Origin of the sequence: Labrenzia sp. THAF187b (genome assembly GCF_009363375.1) — a bacterium.
In the GTDB taxonomy this organism is placed as follows: domain Bacteria; phylum Pseudomonadota; class Alphaproteobacteria; order Rhizobiales; family Stappiaceae; genus Roseibium; species Roseibium algicola.
In genome coordinates this window covers 246919-267336 of record NZ_CP045344.1, presented here as the reverse complement: position 1 = coordinate 267336, position 20418 = coordinate 246919, and the positions used below count along the sequence as shown (strand labels likewise).

Here is a 20418-nt window from a genome sequence, read left to right as displayed (position 1 = left end):
AGCGTTTTTGTTTGGGGCAACGTCCATGTGGGCGTGCTGACAGGCAAACGGAATTCAGATGCATTGCGGACTGCGCAACGCGTTCAGATCTGTTCCGGCACCTCCGCCACAGGCAGCGTCACGAGGGCTATGCCGGGATCGTCCGGAGAAGTGCCGACGGAAAAGCCGAGCGACTGGCACATGGAGATCATCGAGGTGTTTTCCTTCAGAACCTCGCCCTTGATGACCTCGATGCCGTCTTCCCTGGCGTAGCGAATGAGCAGTTTCATCAAGGTCCAGCCGAGGCCCTGTCCCTTCAGGTCGGAGCGGACCATGATCGCATATTCGCCGGTTTGATGGTCGGGATCCGCGTGCAGGCGGACGACGCCGAGCAAGCTGCCGTCTTTGGGTTCGATGGCAGCAAAGGCGATTGCGCGGGCATAGTCGAGCTGGGTCAGCCGGGACAGGAACCGATGACTGAAATCGCGCACAGGTGCAAAGAACCGCAGGCGCAGGTCTTCGGGTGTGACCTGCTCGAAAAACGTCTTGAACAGGTCCTCGTCCTCCGGGCGCACGGGCCGGATGAAGATCTCGTGCCCATCCTTCAACTCAAGTGTCTGTTCCCATTCCTGGGGATAGGGGGCGATGGCCAGGCGGGAACTGCCGGCACGGCCCGGTCGCTTTTCCGGATGGCACAATGTCATGCGGGCATCGAGCCCGATTAGCCCGCTCGGCAGGGCAACCAGCGGGTTGATGTCGAGTTCCTGTATCTCGGGAATATCGATGGTGATCTGGGAGAGTTTCACCAGCGCCTGGGCAAGGGCTGCCTTGTCGAGGGCCGGGCGCGCCGGTCCGCCATCCAGAAGCCTGGCAATTCGTGTGCGGGAAATCAGTGCTTCTGCCAGGTTGAGATCCAGCGGCGGCAATTCCAGCGCAATGTCTTCGCTCTCCTCGATTGCGGTACCACCATGGCCGAACACCAGGACCGGGCCGAAGTCCTGTGTTTCGGCAACACCCATATAAAGTTCCAGCCCGTGCCGGTCTTCCAGCATCGGATGAATGGAGAGCCCGGCGATTCGGGCGTCCGGGTAGTCCCGTCTGGTCTTTTCGATCAGTTCTTCTGCCGCATGACGGACGGCTTCGGGGCTTTCCAGCCCCAGCCGCACACCATCGATGCGTGACTTGAACGGCAGATCCGGCGAAATCAGCTTGGCAACGCAATGAGCGGCGGTCTTGAAGAAAGGCTCCGACAGTTTGCCGGCTTCCTCTGGCGTTGTCGCCATGGCGGTCGCCATGATCGGCAGATCATATGCTTCCAGAACGGAGACCACTTCCGGCGGGCTGAGCCAGGTGCGGTCTTCCTGAAGCGCCGCTGTGACAATACCGCGTGCCCGCGCGACATCGGGTGAAAACGTGCTGGGCAGGCTGGCCGGGGCCGCCATAAGGAATTCGCGCGCCTGCGCATCATGCGCCAGATGCATCAGGCTGCGGGCTGCTTCGGCTGGGCTGGCATAGTTCGGGATGCGCGCTTCGGAAAGGGCTGCCCGCGTTGCCCCATCACCACCGATAAGACCGGCGACAAGGGCCTTGCGCCGCCCGGTGCGTCGCCTGTCGAGCGTCGCCGCATCGGCAATTGCCTTTGCGATGGCCGACAAGGGCTGGAAGGCACTGGCAGCCTGAAGCACGACGGCACCATCCACATTCGGGTCTTTCAACACCGTGACGATTGCCTCGGTAATCTGTTCCGGTGTCACGTTCTCCTTCAGGATTACCGAACCATCTGCAGCGGGTGTCACCGACAGGCCGGCATGGCTCCGGCTGGTGTCTTCAAGAGCTGTTCGAGTTTCGGTGCCAAGCTCGGCGAAGGAGCCGCCCAGATCCATCAGCCTGTCAACGGCAAGACTGGCAAGACTGCGACCGTTCGCAATGACGGCAAGCTTGTCGCAGCGGGGAACGCGAATGTGGGAAAGGGTTTCCAGTGCCTCGAACATCTCGTCAAGATCATGCACCCGCAAAAGGCCAGTGCGGCGAAACACGGTCTCATAGACCCGGTCAGTCCGTGCGAGTCGCCCGGCGTGGGTTCTGCCCGAGCCGCCTGTATCCCGGCTCTTGCCGGAGCGGATCACAATCACCGGCTTGCTGCGGGCAGCTGCCCTGGCGGCGGAAATGAATTTTCGCGGGACCGCGATGCCTTCCAGGTGAAGCACGATCGCACGGGTATGATAGTCCTGCGCGAAATAGTCGATCAGGTCGCTGATATCGACATCCATCCGCGCGCCGAGAGAAACGACAGCGGAAAATCCGGTATTGTGGGTCTTCGCCCAGGAAAGCGTTGCATTGAGCACGGCACCGGAACGAGCGAAAAACGCGACTTCTCCCTTTTCGGGTCGCTCCGCGCTGAGGAGTGCGTTAAGTCCCCTGGCGGGAACGGCAAGGCCAAGCGTGCCTGGACCGATAAGACGCAAGTTCGTGGTCTGCGCGGCTTCGCGGCACTCCTGGAGCAACTCTTCCGGCCAGGTTTCAAAGCCGGGCGAAGGAATAAGCACGGCCTTTGTCCCACCGGCAGCAAGGATCCGGATCTTTTCCGGCAGCGCTTCCGCCTTGGCGAGATAAATCGCCAGATCCGGCATTTTCTCCAGATCGGCCAGCCGAGCGACCTTTCGGCCCTTGAAAGGGACATCCTCGTCGATCCCGACGAGCGTTACCGGATGGCCGGCCTCGATATCCTGCAGGCAGGAAATCAACTTGCTGGTCAGGACACCCGGATGCCTGCAAGGGCCGATAATGGCTATCGATCCTGGCGCAAAGAAACCGTCGAGGTTGCGAATGGTCATGAGATCGATCCTTTGAATAGCTCCGCAAGGAACGAGGCGTCTGAAACCAACCTAGGTCACGCGCCGCAAATTTCACGAACAAGAAGCGAAAAACAACATGGGTGGTTGCAGACGTGCGTCCGGCTCTGCCGGTGTTTCGAGCCTGCAGTCTCGTCATGTTTTCCGGTCAAAAAAAGCCCGCGGACCGGAGTGTGTCAGGTTCGCGGGCTTCATGCATCGCAAAATCTCGGTGATCGAGGGTGCGCCAGTGGCTTAATGGGCCATCAGAACCGGTACGGTCATGGCTTCCAGGATTTCCCGGGTTGCCCCGCCGAACAGGAATTCACGCATGCGGCTGTGGCCGTACCCGCCCATCACGACCAGATCGTTGCTGTTGTCGGAGACGTGGTTGAGCACCGTGTCGGCAATGCCGGCTTGCGGATTGGTGACAACCTCGACGGTGACATCCATGTTGTGACGCGCCAGATAGTTGGCGACGTCGGCACCCGGTTGGCCGGTTGCTTTCGTGGCTTTCTTCTCGACAACCAGGACCGTGATCTTCTCCGCCTTTTCCAGAACGGGCAGAGCCGCATGGATGGCCCGTGTCGCGGTGGAGCTGCCGTCCCAGCCAACCAGCACATTCTTCGGCTGGAAGGATTTGCTGCCGATATAGGGCACAAGCAGTACCGGTACGCCGCTTTCAAACAGGACGGTCTCGATCAAGAGCTCACGCATCGGCTCCGGCTTGTCCGGATTGGCCTGGCCGATGACCACCAGGTCTGTCGGGCGGCAATGAACCAGCACGTTTTCCAGGGGGCCGCCGGTGAGGATTTCCGCGAGCCTGCTTTCGCTCTTCACACCTGCCAGACGGGCCAGCTCGTCGAATTCTTTCTTGGCCTCGGTGGCCGCGGCAACCGCCTGTTCGTGTGCTGCCTGCAAATAGTCGACCGGCATCGGCGCGGCCGCGAATGCGGGAACGACCGGCTCGAACGACACCGCCAGTCCGGTGACATGGGCATCGTAGTTTCGGCCGAATTCCAGGGCGTATTTGGCGGCCGGCTGGTCACCTGCGAGATCCAGAACGGTCAAAATATCTTTGATAGGCATATATCCCTCCTGCGGCCGGTATCATGTCGTCGAACCAGCCTCGTTAAAAATCTATAGGTCTGAATGTGGTGAGTCCTTGACGCGCATCAATGTCACCATCTTGTTCTGATCGCCGGCCGGGTGGCGGGAATGAAAAAAATGCGCAATATGGAGCCATGTCAAACCGCTGGCTCTATCTGGCCCTGCCACCGTTCCTGCTCGTGGCTGTCGCCTTCATGCTGGTTCAGCTCTTCATGGAGCTGGATGAGGACAGCGTTGACAGGAAGGCCGCCGAGCGGCTGACGCTTTATCGCCAGACGATTTTGGGCGAATACCAGAAGTACCGCTATCTGCCTTACATGATTGCGCGGGATCCCCGCGCAACGTCAGCGCTGGGCCTTGGCCAGCCATCGGAAAGTGCCAATCGGTTCCTGCAGGAAATGGCCGAAAATTCCGGCGTGGATCTGCTTTATGTCATGAACGCCGAAGGCACGACACTGGCGTCCAGCAACTGGCAGGAAGACCTGTCGCTGGTCGGCCGTAACTACGGTTTCCGGCCCTATTTCTCGGCCGCCATTGAAGGCGAGGAAGGCCGGTTCTTTGCAATCGGCGCGACGTCGGACGAGCCGGGCCTGTTCCTGGCACGGCCGACGCCGGTTAGCGGCAAGCCGGTTGGTGTGGCTGTGGTCAAGGTGGACATGGGCCCCCTGGAAGAAGCCTGGGCCGAAGGCGGTGAGACCGTCTTTGCCTCTGACGACAATGGCGTGATTTTTCTGTCGAGCCAGCCCGATTGGCGCTACCGGACGCTGACGGCGCTGCCGCAGGAAGTACGCCAGATGATCGAGGCAACCCGCCAGTATGCCGGGCGGGAATTGTCCCCGGTCAGCGATAGTCTGGATCAGGAAAGACAGCAGCTCGTCATCGACGGCAAGAACTACCGGCACAATTCGGCGGATGTCGGCCTGCTTGGCTGGACCCTGCATTTCCTGGTCCCGGTGGAGGAGACGCGCAAGAGCGTGCTGCCGATCTGGGCGGCAACCATTTCGCTTTGCCTTGTATATGCGGTCATTGTCCTTGTGCTGCGCGGTCGGCGACTGCGCAAGGCCTCCGCGTTGCTGCGTCAGGAATCGGCCGGACTGAAAGAGCTGAACACTCGTCTGGTGGAGGAGATTCAGGAGCGGCGACGTGTCGAGAAAGAGCTTCTGGAAGCACAGCGCGGCCTTGCCCGCTCCAGCCGTCTGGCTGCTGTGGGCGAGATGTCCGCGGCAGTGGTCCACGAACTCAGCCAGCCGCTTGCGGCCTTGCGCATGTTCGTTGCCGGAACACGCAAGTTCCTGGAAAAGGGCGACACGGAAACCGCCTCGGAAAACCTAGACGAAATCGATTCCCTGCAGATGCGCATGGCCAGCCTCACGCAGGAACTGAAGCGCTTTGCGCGGCCCGGTGAAAGCCGTATCGAGAAGATTGACCTGACAGAAAGTGTCCGGACCGCCGAAAAGATCGTGCGGCCCCGGTTTGAAGAGACCGGCTGCCTTTTGAAACTGGACCTTCCACCCGATCCGCTGGAGGCGGAAACCGCACCGCTAAGGATCGAGCAGATCCTGGTCAATCTCTTGCGCAACGGTGCCGATGCAACGGCGGGCGAAGAAGCCGGTGAAGTCAAACTGCACGCGCAACGGCAAGGGACAGAGCTGGTGCTGGCAATTTCCGATAACGGCCCCGGCATCCCGGAGGACCTGAAGGAACGGATCTTCGACCCGTTCTTTTCCACCAAGACCAGCAGCGGGGGCATGGGGCTCGGCCTTGCCATATCGATGCGGCTCGCGGAGGACCTGGGCGGTAGCTTGTCGGTGCGCGCAAACATCCCCAAGGGTGCGGTATTCGAATTGCGTCTGCCTGCCTTGTCCGGCGAGAAAGCCAGTGAAAGAGCCGGTGACAGCGCCTCCGGCACCAGGACCGAACGGGAACCAGAAGCCGCAGAATGACCGACCTTTCCCAGAAGATTCCAGTTCTTATCGTCGACGACGATCCGTCCATGCGTGCGGCCCTGCGGCAATGGATAAGACTTGCAGGTTTTGAAACCCATGAAGTTGCAACGGCAGGTCAGGCGCTTGCCAGATTGTCCGCCGATTTCCGAGGTTGCGTCGTTTCGGACGTGATGCTGGACGGGGAAGACGGCGTCTCGCTTCTGCGCAAGATCGGAGCGCTCGACGCGGATCTTCCAGTGGTGCTGATTACCGGTCACGGCGATGTGCCGATGGCGGTCGAGGCGATGCGGGCCGGGGCCTATGACTTTGTCGAAAAGCCGTTCGATCCAGATTTGATTGCCGACGTGGTTCGCCGGGCGTGCGACAGGCGTGCACTTGTTCTGGAGAACCGTTCGCTGCGCACGCAATTGCTCGATAGCGCGGGGCTGGAAAGCCGCCTGATCGGCAATAGCCCCGCCATGCAGGCCCTGCGCCAGCAGATCCTGCATTTTGCTGCAACGGATGCTGCGGTTCTCATTACCGGTGAAACCGGCACAGGCAAGGAAGTGATTGCCCAGGCTCTGCATGATTTCAGTCCGCGCAAGGACGGGCCTTTCATGGCGATCAACGCCGCAGCCTTGCCGGAAGCCATGGTGGAAGCGGAACTGTTCGGCCATGAGGCCGGCGCTTTCACCGGTGCAGACAAGCAAAGGACAGGAAGGATCGAGGCGGCAAGTGGTGGCGTCCTGTTTCTGGACGAAATCGTCTCCATGCCGCTGGCGTTGCAGCCGAAACTTTTGCGCGTGCTGCAGGAGAAAAAGGTAGACCGTATCGGCGGCACAAGACCCGTCGATGTCGATATCCGTCTGGTCAGCGCCGCCAATGTCGACCCTAGGGAAGCTGTGCGCACCGGACGGCTGCGCGAGGACCTGCTCTTCCGGCTGAATACGATTGAACTGCGGGTACCGCCGCTGCGCGAGCGAGGCCGTGATGCGCTCCTGCTGTTCGACACGTTCCTGAACCGCTTCGCCGCCCAGTATGGTCTGGATGCCCCGGCCACAAGCGCCCGCGACGAGGCGTTCCTGCAGACCTATGGCTGGCCGGGAAACGTCCGGGAGCTTCGCAATGCCGCCGAGCGCTTCGTGCTCAACGCACCGGTCACGCCGCAGCCGCTGGAAGAACTGGTGACCGGCCAGCGCGAAACGGGACCGGTTCCCGTTGGAGGTGGCCTGAAGGAGCTGATGGACGCCTATGAGCGCAACCTGATCGAAGGTGCCTTGCGTCGTCATGGGGGGCGGATGGCCGACGTAATGCAGGAACTCAACCTGCCGCGGCGAACGCTCAACGAAAAAATGACCCGCCTCGGCCTCAGCCGCGATCAGGCGAATGCCGAGACTGTCGAGGGATAGGCATTCCTGAGAGCATTCACCCGAGCGATGCCCCAACATCCAGCCTCATCCTGAGGAGGTGCGTAAGCGCTGTCTCGAAGGATGGGCCGCTGGCTCCCGAGTGTGCTGCGCATCCTTCGAGAAGGACCTGATGGTCCTCCTCAGGATGGAGGTAATCGGGAAATGAGACGGCGGTTCGAAGCTGGCAGACAAGCTCCCAACATCACCCCGAACCGGCGGAAATCCGCCGAGGGTATCGGGCTATCGGCAAGATCTTGCCGAGCTGCACTGCAGCAAATCGAGGGTGGGGCGGAAAGAAGCATCGATTTCCTGCCGGAAAGTGTTGCCAGCAAGAACTGGCACGGGTCATGCTACAGGCTCATCGACTTGGCACGGGCTTGTGCGCGGAGGTGTTCAGGCCGAGCTGTCAAGGAAATGAGCAAACGTCTTGGGAGGATTGCATGCTCTTTTCACTGAAATCCGCAACCGCTGTATCCGCGGCTGCGCTGTCTCTGGTATTCGCCACCGAAACCTTCGCCGCCGACGTAACCTGGAACGTGTCGCTCTGGGGCAAGCGCCGTGCGTTTACCGAGCATGTCGAAAAGCTGGCCGAAGAAGTGGCCGCAAAGACCGACGGCAAGTTCGAAATCAAACTGCAGTACGGTGAAGCCCTGTCGAAGTCTCGCGAAAACCTCGACGGCATTTCCTTCGGTGCGTTCGAAATGGCGCAGATCTGCGCTTCCTATCACCCGGACAAGAACCCGAGCTTGACGGTTCTGGAATTGCCGTTCCTGGGCGTGAAGGACCTTGACCAGGAAATCAAGGTATCGATGAAGCTCTATGAGCATCCCGCGGTGCAGGAAGACCTCGGCCGCTGGAACGCTCAAGCTCTGATGCCTTCGCCGATGCCGCAGTACAACTTTGCTGGCAAGGGCGATGTGCCGAGCTCGATTTCCGACTTTGACGGCATGCGCGTGCGTGCCCTGGGCGGCATCGGCCAGTTGATGGAATCTGTCGGCGCGGTGCCGACCTCCGTGACCGCTTCGGAAACCTATCAGGCGATTGATTCAGGCACGGTGGCTGCTGCCAGCTTCGCACCGCATGCGCATCTGTCGTTCAAGGTGGTTGAAGTCGCCAACTGGTGGACCAAGAACCTGAACCCGGGAACCGTGCAATGCCCGGTGATCGTGAATGTCGACGCTTACAACGCTCTTCCGGACGACTTCAAGGCAGCTCTCGACAGCTCGGTTGAGCCGGCCCTGGCGCATTACCTGGAGACCTATGACAAGGTCTACGAAAAGTGGTGGCCGGAACTGGAAAGCCGCGGCGTGACGCAGGTCGAGTTCTCCGATGCCGAACTGGCCGCCTTTGCCGAAAAGGCCGGCCCGATCCAGGCTGCTTGGGTGGAAGAGCAGTCCGCCAACGGTCTGCCGGCGCAGGACATCCTGGACATGGTCAAGTCGACCCTCGCGGAATAAGCCCGGCAAGCCTGGACTGTTCCACACTCTTCCCGGCGCGACCCGCGCCGGGAAGCCAATGCTCGGGGCTTAACTCATGAACACAATCGATCCCGGAGGACGTTCCGATTCGGAGCGCCCGGTCACCTATATCCGCTTTGACGGCTGGCTCGCTCATGTCGAGAATGCCTTCAACCTGTTTGCCGCAGGAGCCATCCTGGCCTTGATGCTGCTGGCCGTCCTTCAGGTTGTCGGCCGCCTGGGCTTCAACACCCCGGTACCCGGCTTCATCGACATAACCGAACAGGCAATGGCCATCTTCGCCTTCGCCGGTATTGCCTATTGCCAACGCGTCGGCGGCCATATCCGCATGGAAATCGTGCTCGGCCGGCTAAGCGGCCGGACGCTTTACATCTGCGAAATGCTGGGTGTCATCCTGATCGCCTTCACGGTCGCGCTCCTGATCTGGGGCTCCTGGTACCATTTCGACCGGTCCTGGACGATCGGCGACAGCACTATGGATATCCGCCTGCCGACCTGGCCGTCCAAGCTGATGGTTCCGATCGCGCTCAGTCTCCTGTTCCTGCGCCTGTGCTTGCAGATCTACGGGTACGCCCGCCTGGTCGTGAACCCGTCTCGTGAAGCCTATTGCGTGCCGATGATCGAGGGTGTCGAGGAACACGCCAAACACGAAATCGAAGAAGCCTTTGGCGACGACGTGGAAGAAGGAGGCGCGCGATGACGCCGTTTGAAGTTGGCCTCCTGATGACCGGCGTCCTGCTGGTCCTCGTCGTCCTGGGTGTGCGCGTGGCTTTTGCCGCGGCCTTTACCGGACTGGTCGGCCTTATCGTGCTGTTCTCCCTGAAAATGGGCTTCTCGAAAGGCTTCTTCGTGGCCTTGCAGATGGCCGGCACGATCCCGCATTCCAAGTCGGTTACCTATGCTCTGTCGGTGCTGCCGACATTCATCCTGATCGGCTTCCTGGCTTTCTACGCCGGGTTCACCAAGCAGCTTTTCGAAGCGGCAAAGCGCTGGCTGGGCTGGCTGCCGGGCGGCATGGCCGTGGGTACGGTGTTCTCCACTGCCGGTTTCGCAGCTGTATCAGGTGCATCGGTGGCAACGGCCGCGGTCTTTGCGCGCGTTGCCATTCCCGAAATGCTGGCCGCCGGTTATTCCAAACGACTGTCGGCTGCAGTCGTTGCCGCCGGTGGCACGCTGGCTTCGCTCATCCCGCCATCCGCAATCCTGGTGATCTACGCCATTCTGGTGGAACAGTCGGTTGGCAAGCTCTTGATCGCCGGTTTCCTGCCGGGCGTGTTCTCGGCATTGATCTACGTCGGCATCATCGTGGCCGTTGCCGCCTGGCGTGGCGATGCACCACCGGTCGGCGGCTTTACCTGGAAAGAGCGCTTTGAAAGCGTGCCCGGAACCCTGCCGATCATAGCCGTCGTCGCGATCATCTTCTGTTCGTTCTTCTTCGGTCTGGCCACCCCGACCGAAGCCGGTTCGCTCGGAGCCTTCGTGGTGCTGGTCGTTGCGTTCATGAAAGGCATGCGCACCAAGCAGCTCGGCCAGGCCTTGCACGAGACCGCGAAACTGACTGTGATGATCTTCACCCTGATCTGGGGTGTGCTAGTCTACGTGCGGTTTCTGGGTTTTGCCGGCCTGCCGGACGCCTTCAAGGACTTCATCGTCGCCCTGGAGTATTCCCCCTGGGTGGTGATGGTCTGCATCCTCCTGGCTTACGCCGTTCTTGGCATGTTCATGGATGCAATCGGCATGCTCATCCTCACGCTGCCGGTGGTCTATCCTGCCGTGATGGCGCTGAACGGCGGTGAGGGCGTGTCGGCTGCCGACAGTGCGTTCGGCATGTCGGGCGAGGCCTGCTCGATCTGGTTCGGCATTCTGGTGGTGAAGATGGCGGAACTCTGCCTGATCACACCACCGATCGGGTTGAACTGTTTCGTTGTCTCGGGAGTTCGGCCGGATATTCCGGTGCAGGAAGTCTTTCGCGGCTGCGTACCGTTCTTCGTCGCAGACGTCCTGACCATCGCCGGCCTTTTGGCATTCCCCTCGATCATCACCATCCTGCCCGAGCTGATGGCCTGACGGGAAAGCCGAATTCAAGAAAACAAAAACGCCGCCGGAAGGTCATTCCGGCGGCGTTTTTTGTTGCTGGCCGGGGAATTGCCCCGGGTTCGGGTTAATCGAAGATGTGAGCCTGGCTCTGCGGCGTATCGAACCGGTTGGGTCCCTGTGTGCCGGAGAAGAACATGTTGGCGAACCCCTGACAGAGGGCGAAGAGACTGCCGACAATCGGGATGAACCAGACGAGCAGCCAGTAGCCCGACACATCCCTGTCATGGAAACGGCGAACCTGAACGGAGAGGTTCGAAATGGAAAACGGCAGGATCAGCAACCACATGGTCAGTCCACTTCCGCTAGCCAGCAATTCGTCCGCGTTTGCGTAGTATTGAATCTCGTTCTCGATCGCGGTGAAATACGCAAAGACGACCGCGACCATCATGATCAGGTTGAATGTGCCGATACCCCAGTAGCCGAGCCTGCCGATGCGGCCGTTGAAGCTGAAAAAGAAACCGAGGAACTGCATCACCGCATCAATGATGGAGAGACTGCTGTCGCCGGCAACCTGAACGGCGGCGCCTCCGGCGCGCGCATACCCGCCGGCGCTCGAAGCATAGCTATTGTTGCCCGAATAGCCGTTCTGGCTCGGGCCCCACTGGCCCTGACCTTGCAGGTCCAGTCCACGTTTTCCAAATTGCTTGCGCTGCACAGGCATGAGTATCCCCCGTCCGAAAATTTCTTGTCAGAACGAGGGTGACCCTACGCGAGCCGGCTTAAGATTGACGTAAGGGACGTGGTTAAATCTTGGTGAAATTGCGGAGGGTTTTCTGCTCGTTCAGAACAGGCTGCCCTGGCTGGTTGCCGGTCCTTTGCCAGTCGCCGGTTTTTTCACTTTGGCAGGCTTCGGGCCTGCACTGTCGCTGAGCGCGACAGCGTCAACCGTGCCGTCCGCCAGTTCGATGGAAAGGGCTGCACCGGAGGCGATCGCTGCTGCCGAGCGCACCGGCTGGCCGCTGTCGTCGCGCACCACGGCATACCCGCGAGCAAGCACATCCTTGTAGGAAAGCGACTTCAGCAATTTCTGCAAACCGTCGAGGCGCGCCTTTTCCTGTGAAAGACGGGCAAGATAGGCCCGGTCAAGCCGGTCACCCAGACCGGACAGGCGCTCGGTGCCGAGCGTCGTCTGCTGGGCGAGCCGGGCCGGTGTCAGCCGCACGGCCAGGGCCTCGAACGCATGCCGCTTTTGCGAGACCGCGACTTGCAGCGCGCGTTGCTTCCGCTCGCTCGCCTGGACAAGGTCCTGCCGGGCTTTCGTGCTCAGGCGGGACAGCAGCAACGGAGACAGGCGTCCGGCAAAATTCTGGTAATGGGTCCGGTGCGTTCTGGTGCTCACGATCAGTGCGCGTTCCAGGCTGCTGGCCAGCGTGTCGAATTTCTGGCGCGGCAGGGCGAGAAGGTCTTGCGGCGCGGGCAAGGCAGCGCTGGCGGCACGCAGCTCTGTTCGCCGGGTGGTCACGAACCGCACCAGGCCCGAATTGAGCCTGCGGGAGCGGTCGTCGACCATGGCCATCAGCTCGGCTTTCACCGGCACGGCAAATTCGGCTGCGCCTGTCGGCGTCGGGGCTCGCAGGTCGGCGGCAAGGTCGATCAGTGTCCAGTCGGTTTCATGGCCGACGGCCGAGATCAGCGGGATCTGGCTGTCTGCGGCTGCGCGGACAACGGCTTCCTCGTTGAAGCCCCACAGGTCCTCGATGCTGCCGCCTCCGCGGGCTACGATCAGGACGTCCGGTCGCGGGATCGGTCCGCCGGGTTGCAGGGCGTTGAAGCCGCGAATGCCGTTAGCGACTTCCGCACCCGAAGTCTCGCCCTGGACGCGGACCGGCCAGACCAGCACATGCAGCGGAAAGCGGTCGGCGATCCGGTGCAGGATATCGCGGATAACGGCACCGGTCGGCGAAGTGACCACGCCAATGACACTCGGCAAGGGTGGCAGTGGGCGCTTGCGCTCCTCGGCGAAGAGGCCTTCCGCGGCAAGTTTCTTCTTGCGCTCTTCCAGCAGCGCCATCAGGGCGCCAGCTCCTGCCGGTTCCAGGGAGTCGATCACCATCTGGTATTTCGACTGGCCCGGGAACGTGGTGATCTTGCCGGTGGCGATCACCTCCAACCCCTGTTCAGGCTGGATCTTCAGCTTGGAGGCTGCCCCGCGCCAGATAACGCCGGACAGGACCGAGCGGTCGTCCTTCAGGTCCAGATAGATGTGACCGGACCCCGGCCGGGAGATCCTGCCCAGTTCACCGCGCACGCGCACGTAACCGAAAGCATCCTCCATCGTACGCTTGATGGAGAAGGAAATTTCGGAGACGGAGAATTCGGCGACGTTGGACTGGGTTTCGCTCACGCAGGTGATTCCTCTTCTGCCCCGAAAGTGGCCGTTCGGGGAGGCAGGGTCAAGGACCGTGCGGACCGCCTTTGCCCAAGGCTTGGGAAAAGAAGATACGGCTTAAGCAGGCGCGTAAGAATCGAATAGGCTGTGGAAGCTTCCACAGCCATCCGAACCGCCTTGAAACCCTCACAATCGAGCGCATACCTAAGCACCATGGCCAAATACGAGTTCAATATGCAACGACTGTTCCTGCGACATATCCTTGCCGATGGCGCACGCATAGATGCGGACCGCAGCCAGGCGAACTATCTGCTGAACGTTCTGCGCCTCAAGGATGGCGACTACGTGCTTGTCTTCAACGGCAATGACGGTGAATGGCTGGCCAAGATCGTCAGCAATGGCCGGCGCGACTGCACTTTGCAGCTGATGGAACGCACCCGCGAGCAAACCTCGGCAAATGACCTGATGTATATGTTCGCGCCGCTCAAGCACGCCCGGCTGGACTATATGGTGCAAAAGGCCGTGGAGATGGGAGCTGGCAGCCTGAAACCGGTGCTGACCCAGCATACTCAGGCCAGCCGAATCAATCTCGAGCGGATGGAAGCAAACGTGATCGAAGCGGCCGAGCAATGCGGTGTTCTGGCCGTGCCGGAAGTGCTTGCGCCCCAGCCACTGGCGGATGTGCTTGCGGTCTGGAACGAAGCCCAGCCCGGCCGCAGGTTGCTGTTCTGCGATGAAGCGGAAGGGACGAACAATCCGCTTTTGACCCTGGCCCAGATGAAGGAAAGCGGTCCGAAGCCGCTCGCCATACTGATCGGGCCGGAAGGCGGTTTTTCCGAGGAGGAGCGGTCCCTTCTGCGCAGTCTCGATTTCGTCACGCCAATTCCCCTGGGCCCACGCATCCTGCGTGCCGACACGGCAGCTGTCGCGGCCCTGGCGGTTCTGCAGGCAACGGTGGGCGACTGGAGGTAGGCGGCTGTCCGGTTGTCCGGCTGCACGGAACCGTTATTCATGTTCAGGATCACGTGACAGCGTTGGGGGAGGGGATCTTGTTTGATATGGATTCGCTTTTCCCCGAGATCAGGGCAAAGCTGGGATCGGCGCCGTCACAGAAGCCGGTTGCACATTACCCGACGAACGGCTTGCGTTCCTGAAACGGACCGGCATGATCACCACGCACACTTCGGTGTCGTTTCCTTGCTTGCATTCTTGTTTCAAGAAACCTAAATCACCGAGGCTCAAAAGCGTTCCTCCCGGAACGCGCCGGATCACTGCGGTTTGTAGGGGGCAGCCTGACGGGCCGCGCAGTTTTTAGGACGCTTTCATGGCCCGCGATACGGTCGACTCCACCCCGATTGAAACGGTTGCGGACCTTGCCGCGACGCTCGAGGAGGGCTGTAAGCCGGAAGAGAAGTTTCTCATCGGCACCGAGCACGAAAAATTCGGCTTCTGCCTGAACGAACTGACGCCAATTCCCTATGGTGGTGAAAAGGGTGTCGAGGCCATCCTGACCGGCATGGAAAAGCTGATCAACTGGGAGCGGATCGAGGACGCCGGCAAGATCATCGGTCTGGCAGACGACCGCGGCGGCGGTGCGATTTCCATCGAGCCGGGCGGTCAGTTCGAACTTTCTGGCGCACCGCTCGACAACCTGCACCTGACCTGCCGCGAAGCCAACCAGCACCTTGCCGATGTGCGCCGCGTGGCCGAACCGCTCGGCATCGGCTTCCTTGGCATCGGCATGACCCCGACGTGGTCGCGTGCCGACATGCCGCGTATGCCCAAATCCCGCTATGACATCATGACCAACTACATGCCGAAGGTCGGCTCGCTTGGTCTCGACATGATGTACCGGACCTCCACCATTCAGGTGAACCTCGATTTCTCGTCCGAAGCGGATATGGCCCTCAAGATGCGCGTCGGCCTGGCTCTGCAGCCGATCGCGACCGCCATTTTCGCCAATTCACCCTTCACGGAAGGCAAGCCGAACGGCTTCAAATCCTTCCGCGCCCAGATCTGGACCGACACCGACCACGACCGCACCGGCGACATGCCCTTCGCTTTCGAGGAAGGCTTCGGCTTCGAGCGTTATGTGGAATGGGCAATTGATGTGCCGATGTATTTCGTCAAGCGCGGCTCGACCTACTACGACGTTACTGGCACCACTTTCCGCCAGTTCATGAACGGCGCGCTGGAAGGCAAGGTTCCGGATGCGACTCCCAATATCGGTGACTGGAACAACCACCTGTCCACGCTTTTCCCGGATGTCCGGCTGAAGAAATACATCGAGATGCGCGGCGCCGACGGTGGTCCGTGGCGGCGCATCTGCGCTCTGCCGGCACTCTGGGTCGGCCTGCTTTACGACAAGGGCGTGCTCGATCAGGCCTGGGAACTGGTCAAGGACTGGACCCAGGAAGAACGCGCGGCTCTTCGTGCGGGCGTACCCAAAACCGCCCTGCAGACACCTTTCCGCTCCGGCACCGTTCTGGATGTCGCCAAACAGGTGCTTGCCCTGTCCCAGGAAGGTCTCAAGCGTCGCAATCGCCTGAGCGATGGCGATCTGGACGAGCGCGTGCATCTGGCTCCGATCGAGGAAGGACTCGCCTCCGGCATGTGCCCGGCAGACGTTCTGCTGCAGCGCTATAACGGTTCCTGGAAGGGCGATATCAGCCAGGTCTTCCGCGACTACGCCTACTGAACAAGCTCCGCCCGCAGCATCAAGTTGTGGGCGACCGGCGCTGTCCGCAAAAGGCCTGAATTGACCTGAGGCCCGCGAAGCGTCACTCTGTCTGTGATCGGTCTTTTTTCTCAAGGCCTTGCAACAGCGTGAGCGGAGCGACGCAAATGACTGGCAGCGAGACGGGAGCTCCTCCCTTCGACATCTTTTCCTTGTCGGAAGATGTGCGCAACCGCTTCGGCTGGTCGAATGAAGACCTTAGCCGGGTGATGGAGCAGCTCCTGCCTGCCGCGCTCAACGGTTTCCGCTACTTCGGCAGCACGGTACCGGGCTTTTCGGAGTTCCTCGGGCAGACGTCGCCGCTTGGCACAGTCGCGCAAAACCCCTTTGCCGGCTACGCAGGCCTGTTCCAGAGCCCGTCCGATGCAGCCCTGACACCCTTTTTCGGGCCGGAAGCTGTTCAAAAGGCGCTTGCCAGCCAGATTTCCGGCCTCACAGGCCTTCAGCGCGACGCCATCCAGGAAATGATGCCCGTGGCGGCGACGCTTGCCATGGGGCAGATCGCCAGGCCCTTTGTCCACGGCGAAGCCCGTAACCTGCTAGACGCCTATCTGCGCGGCTTTGCCAGAGGCCGGCCGAAACCGCAGCCGACCCCGGTCGACTACCTGCAAGGCTATGCCGAGGCGATGCAATCCTTCTGGGGCGCGTTTCTGCAACCGGCCAGCATCGTTACCAAACCCGCGGCGCCAGAGCCTGAGCCCGAGCCGCAGGAAGAAGAATTGCCCCCGGACGACGAGCCGGAAGGCCCTGAGGGCAATGCGTCCGAGTTTGAGGAAATGGTGTCGAGCTGGATGTCTGCCGGCCGTGATTTCCAGTCCAACCAGTTCAAGGCTTTCGACAGTTTCTTCGAAAAGGCCGCCAAGGATTTTCGCGACGTTTGAGACGTCTTCAGGCTTGGGCCGCCCCAAAAGCATTTTGCAAAAAAAAGACCCGCCGGGGAGGCGGGTCAGGTTCGTCAGCAAGGCTTGCCGACAGGGGCTGCAAATGAGGGGAGGTCAGCCGAAAGGTCAGGCCGCCAGCTGGCGGGTCTTGCTATCGGTCACGAGTGTCATCACCGGCTTGTCCTGCGCCGAATTGGCGGCGCTATAGCCGATGGTCTCGCGGAGCGCTGAAGATCCGTTCACCAGGGATGTCGGATCGGTATAGAACGGTTGGGCCAATGCGCGTCGAACGTCGCTCCGCGTCAGGCCGATGTCCTTCAACTGCTCGTCGGACCAGTCATTCAGTTCCGCGAACTGACGACGGTTTTTGGACACACGCCATACACGGGCAACCATCTGCCCGAAGAGAGCGAAGAACGGGGTGCTTGCTGTATGTGTCATGGCAAAATTCTCCTGTTGGCGGACGGAGGGATTCCGACTGCCTGTTCCGAGCCTGATTTGGCGTCGCTTGTTGTGGAACATCCCCTATGTGGACTGTTTGCTGCTATTAATCCAACGAATGTTTGTGATTGAAATTATCACTTTCTGTGAAGTGAAAACTCCCAAAGCGCTTCGATTGAAGCAATGCCGTCGCTTCGCGAAATCATTTCCCCTTTAAATGGATGCCATGTTAAATATGAGCATCCTTTATCAGTGAGGCGCTCATGCTCGACCTGGATCAGCTCCGGACCTTTGTGGCCATTGCCGAAAGCGGCAGCTTCACCAAGGCGGCGGACAATGTGCACAAGACACAGTCGGCGGTGTCGATGCAGATGCGCCGCCTGGAGGAGCGGATCGGCAAACCGCTCTTTGTCCGGGTTGGCCGGCAGTCCCGTCTGACCGAGCACGGCGAGCGTCTGCTTCACTACGCGCGCCGGCTTGTGCAATTGAACGACGAGACGCTTGCCGCTTTCGATGACACGGAACTAGCCGGGCTCGTGCGTCTGGGCACACCGGACGACTACGCAGATCGGTTCCTGCCGGAAATTCTGGCGCGCTTTTCCAGATCCAACCCCAAGGCGGAGGTCAGCGTCGTCTGCGCGCCGACACCCAATCTGGCCGACATGATCGCCGAGGGTGAGCTGGATGTCGCCATCATCACCCACGTACAGAAGCGCGGTCGCAAAAATGTTGATCTGGTACGGCGTGAACCTTTGCTCTGGGTTGTCTCGGCCCGCCACGCGGTGGAAAACGAGTCGCCCCTGCCTCTGGCGCTGGGGCGCGCTACCTGCGACTGGCGCCGGGCCGCGATCAATGCGCTCAGCGATCAGATGCGCGAACATCGCCTGCTTTATTCAAGCTGGAACTCTACGGCAGTCGGCGCCGCCGTCCTTGCCGGGCTTGCCATTTCCGTTCTGCCGGAATCTGCGCTTCGGCCCGGCATGCGGGTACTGACGGAAGCCGAGGGTTTCCCGAAATTGCCCGATTGCGAAATCGGTATCATGCGGTCCTGGCACAACAATTCCCGGGTCACGGATGCTCTGGTCGAGCACATTGTTTCATCGCTCGACAACCTTTCGGTTCCGCTCGCGGCCGAATAGTTGCAGGCGAACGGAATTCCCGGAACGATTTCAAAATCTTACCTAGAGTATTGTTTTGTCCTGCTGGCCAAATATCGATTGAAGTGTAAGAAGTTGTGATGTATCTTTAGTAAATCAATTCGAATCTCAAATTTCACCATCGGTTTGTGGCTCATTTCATAGGGTCCTTGCATGCATCACGCACTGGACATCGACCAACTTCGAACGTTTTTGGCGATCGCGGAGTTGGGAAGCTTCACCAAGGCTGGTGAGGCTGTGCACAAGACGCAGTCGGCAGTCTCCATGCAGATGCGGCGGCTGGAAGAGCGTGTTGGTCAGCCGATCTTCATCAAGGACGGGCGCCAGTCCCGGCTGACGGAAAACGGCCTGCGGCTGGTCGAGTTCGCCCGCCGAATGATCATGTTGAACGACGAGACCCTGTCCGCCTTCAATGGCCAGAAGGAAGTCGGCCATGTGAAGCTGGGCGTGCCGGACGATTATGCCGACCGGCTGCTGCCGCAGGTGCTGGCAGCCTTCAACCGGCTCAATCCTTCCATTGAAGTGCAGGTGGAATGCCTGTCCAGTGCCCGGTTGACGGATGCGATCCGGGAAGGGACGCTCGACGTCGCCATCACGACCTCCCAGGATACGATGGATCTGCGCGGTGAAATCATTCGCCGTGAGCCGCTCTACTGGGTTACGTCTAACCAACATTGCGCCCACACACAGGACGTTGTCCGGTTGGCACTCGGACCGGTCACCTGTGGCTGGCGCCGGATTTCGATGGATGCGCTCGACCGGTCGGGACGCCCCTACCGGGTCTCCTACACAAGCTCCAGCGCGGCGGCTCTCGTCGGTGCGGTTCAGGCCGGACTTGCCGTGACGGTGTTTCCTGAAAGCGCGATTCGAGACGGCATGCGTATTCTGGACGAGAAGGACGGCTTTCCGACGCTGCCCTATTGCGACATCGCCCTGCTGCGTTCGGATACGGCACGCGAAACCATGCACGATACGTTGTGCAACCACCTGGTGGCAGCCATCGGCAACGTTGGCAGCGGCACAACGCAGCTGGCGGCGGAATAAACCTCCGCCGTCCGGTTTCATCTCATGTCAGGGATGGACCTAACGGGCGCGCAGCATCATCAGGTTGCCACCGATGACACAGGCCAGACCGGCGGCGGCCACTGGCGTCCACTGATATCCTTCGAAAATGGTCGACAGAGTGAGAGCGACCACCGGGAACATCACGGTGGCATAGCCTGCCCGTGCCGAGCCGATGCGGCCGAGCAGGGTCAGGTAGGAAGCAAAGGCGATGACCGAGGCGACAACAGCCAGATAGATCAGGCTTCCGAAATAGTTCACGGACCATTCGACGGAAAAGCTCTGGCCGCGCAGGGCCGAGAACACCCCCAGGAAAAGCATGCCGTAGACCATGCCCCAGGCAGTGGCCGGTGTAACGCCGATGCCGCGCCGCTGGGTGTCAGCCGACAGCATGTTGCCAAGGCAGAAGGACAACGTGCCGCCGACACACATGGCGAGGCCAATGGCAGCTTCGTCGTTGAACTCTGCCCCGGCCAGTTTCGGCCAGAACATCAGGCCGATACCCAGAAAGCCGAGCAGCCCGGCACCGAGAGCAATCGGGCTTGGCCGTTGTCCGAACAGGATCAGTCCCAGAAACAGGTTGAAGATCGAGGCGGTCGAGAAGATCACCGCCAGCAAACCGGACGGCAAAATGGCCGCGCCGTAGTAGAACAGCGTGAAGTTGGTGGAAAACAGAAACACGCCGAGTCCGGCAAACCGCAGGTGATCCTGAAGGCCGAAGGCAAGATGGTGTCCGCGAAAGCGTGCCCACGCCATCATGATCGACGCTGCCAGCACAAAGCGCCAGAAGACAGACACTTCAGGCGCGACCGTTGCCACCTGGCCCTTCATTGCAATCCAGCTGAAGCCCCAGGCAAGAACCGTCGCCGCGTAAAGACCGTAGTCGGTTGCACTGAAGCCGGCAGAGCCGGGCCGGAGGCTGGGGGATGCAACGCTCATGAATGAACCGATCTGTATGGGATGTTGTGTCTAAGATTGGCGG

General features: G+C 60.6%; 16 protein-coding genes. 10 read left to right on the top strand and 6 right to left on the bottom strand.

The window, feature by feature from the left end:
- Positions 1 to 83 precede the first annotated feature (83 nt).
- Positions 84 to 2813 (bottom strand): GNAT family N-acetyltransferase, encoded by a 2730-nt coding sequence (locus FIV03_RS01240; RefSeq protein WP_152508396.1) that lies wholly within the window; start codon positions 2811 to 2813, stop codon positions 84 to 86.
- 252 nt (positions 2814 to 3065) lie between these two features.
- Positions 3066 to 3899 (bottom strand): universal stress protein, encoded by an 834-nt coding sequence (locus FIV03_RS01235; protein ID WP_055657672.1) that lies wholly within the window; start codon positions 3897 to 3899, stop codon positions 3066 to 3068.
- 155 nt (positions 3900 to 4054) lie between these two features.
- On the opposite strand from FIV03_RS01235, the gene FIV03_RS01230 reads away from it, so the two are divergent.
- The 5 genes from FIV03_RS01230 (at position 4055) to FIV03_RS01210 (ending at position 10799) form a co-directional block, all read left to right on the top strand.
- Positions 4055 to 5863, top strand: a complete 1809-nt coding sequence (locus FIV03_RS01230; RefSeq protein WP_152508395.1) for an ATP-binding protein — start codon at positions 4055 to 4057, stop codon at positions 5861 to 5863.
- Complete coding sequence (locus FIV03_RS01225; protein WP_152508394.1) at positions 5860 to 7254, top strand: sigma-54 dependent transcriptional regulator; 1395 nt, start codon at positions 5860 to 5862, stop codon at positions 7252 to 7254. The genes FIV03_RS01230 and FIV03_RS01225 overlap by 4 nt, the downstream gene beginning before the upstream one ends.
- Positions 7255 to 7694: 440 nt before the next feature.
- A complete protein-coding gene (locus FIV03_RS01220) occupies positions 7695 to 8711 on the top strand; it encodes a C4-dicarboxylate TRAP transporter substrate-binding protein (protein ID WP_152508393.1) in 1017 nt (338 codons plus the stop codon).
- 76 nt (positions 8712 to 8787) lie between these two features.
- The gene (locus FIV03_RS01215; RefSeq protein WP_152508392.1) at positions 8788 to 9432 is read left to right on the top strand and encodes a TRAP transporter small permease; all 645 of its coding nucleotides are present in this window, start codon (positions 8788 to 8790) and stop codon (positions 9430 to 9432) included.
- A complete protein-coding gene (locus tag FIV03_RS01210; RefSeq protein WP_152508391.1) occupies positions 9429 to 10799 on the top strand; it encodes a TRAP transporter large permease in 1371 nt (456 codons plus the stop codon). The genes FIV03_RS01215 and FIV03_RS01210 overlap by 4 nt, the downstream gene beginning before the upstream one ends.
- A gap of 94 nt (positions 10800 to 10893) precedes the next feature.
- On the opposite strand, the gene FIV03_RS01205 is transcribed toward FIV03_RS01210, so the two are convergent.
- Together FIV03_RS01205 and xseA are read right to left on the bottom strand one after the other, a co-directional pair.
- Positions 10894 to 11490, bottom strand: coding sequence for a DUF805 domain-containing protein (locus tag FIV03_RS01205; RefSeq protein ID WP_152508390.1), 597 nt, complete (start codon positions 11488 to 11490; stop codon positions 10894 to 10896).
- 120 nt (positions 11491 to 11610) lie between these two features.
- Complete coding sequence (gene xseA / locus FIV03_RS01200) at positions 11611 to 13173, bottom strand: exodeoxyribonuclease VII large subunit (protein ID WP_152508389.1); 1563 nt, start codon at positions 13171 to 13173, stop codon at positions 11611 to 11613.
- A gap of 198 nt (positions 13174 to 13371) precedes the next feature.
- Here xseA and FIV03_RS01195 point away from each other — a divergent pair, with 198 nt between their 5' ends.
- The 3 genes from FIV03_RS01195 to FIV03_RS01185 all read left to right on the top strand — a co-directional run bounded on the left by FIV03_RS01195 (position 13372) and on the right by FIV03_RS01185 (position 16776).
- Positions 13372 to 14130 carry a 16S rRNA (uracil(1498)-N(3))-methyltransferase gene (locus tag FIV03_RS01195; protein ID WP_152508388.1) on the top strand — a complete coding sequence of 253 codons (759 nt, stop codon included), beginning with the start codon at positions 13372 to 13374 and terminating at the stop codon, positions 14128 to 14130.
- 352 nt (positions 14131 to 14482) lie between these two features.
- Positions 14483 to 15856 carry a glutamate--cysteine ligase gene (locus FIV03_RS01190; protein WP_023002115.1) on the top strand — a complete coding sequence of 458 codons (1374 nt, stop codon included), beginning with the start codon at positions 14483 to 14485 and terminating at the stop codon, positions 15854 to 15856.
- A 146-nt stretch (positions 15857 to 16002) separates the two neighbouring features.
- On the top strand, positions 16003 to 16776 hold the full coding sequence (locus FIV03_RS01185; protein ID WP_152508387.1) for a DUF937 domain-containing protein: 774 nt from the start codon (positions 16003 to 16005) through the stop codon (positions 16774 to 16776).
- A gap of 126 nt (positions 16777 to 16902) precedes the next feature.
- On the opposite strand, the gene FIV03_RS01180 is transcribed toward FIV03_RS01185, so the two are convergent.
- On the bottom strand, positions 16903 to 17217 hold the full coding sequence (locus tag FIV03_RS01180) for a DUF1127 domain-containing protein (RefSeq protein WP_173013741.1): 315 nt from the start codon (positions 17215 to 17217) through the stop codon (positions 16903 to 16905).
- Positions 17218 to 17480: 263 nt separating this feature from the next.
- Between FIV03_RS01180 and FIV03_RS01175 the strand changes: the two genes are divergently transcribed.
- Both FIV03_RS01175 and FIV03_RS01170 read left to right on the top strand, forming a co-directional pair.
- Positions 17481 to 18356 carry a LysR substrate-binding domain-containing protein gene (locus tag FIV03_RS01175; protein WP_152508385.1) on the top strand — a complete coding sequence of 292 codons (876 nt, stop codon included), beginning with the start codon at positions 17481 to 17483 and terminating at the stop codon, positions 18354 to 18356.
- Positions 18357 to 18527: 171 nt separating this feature from the next.
- Positions 18528 to 19418 (top strand): LysR substrate-binding domain-containing protein, encoded by an 891-nt coding sequence (locus FIV03_RS01170; protein ID WP_023002112.1) that lies wholly within the window; start codon positions 18528 to 18530, stop codon positions 19416 to 19418.
- 39 nt (positions 19419 to 19457) lie between these two features.
- Here the strand turns inward: FIV03_RS01170 and FIV03_RS01165 are convergent, their stop codons facing one another.
- The gene (locus FIV03_RS01165) at positions 19458 to 20375 is read right to left on the bottom strand and encodes a DMT family transporter (protein WP_023002111.1); all 918 of its coding nucleotides are present in this window, start codon (positions 20373 to 20375) and stop codon (positions 19458 to 19460) included.
- Positions 20376 to 20418: the final 43 nt, after the last annotated feature.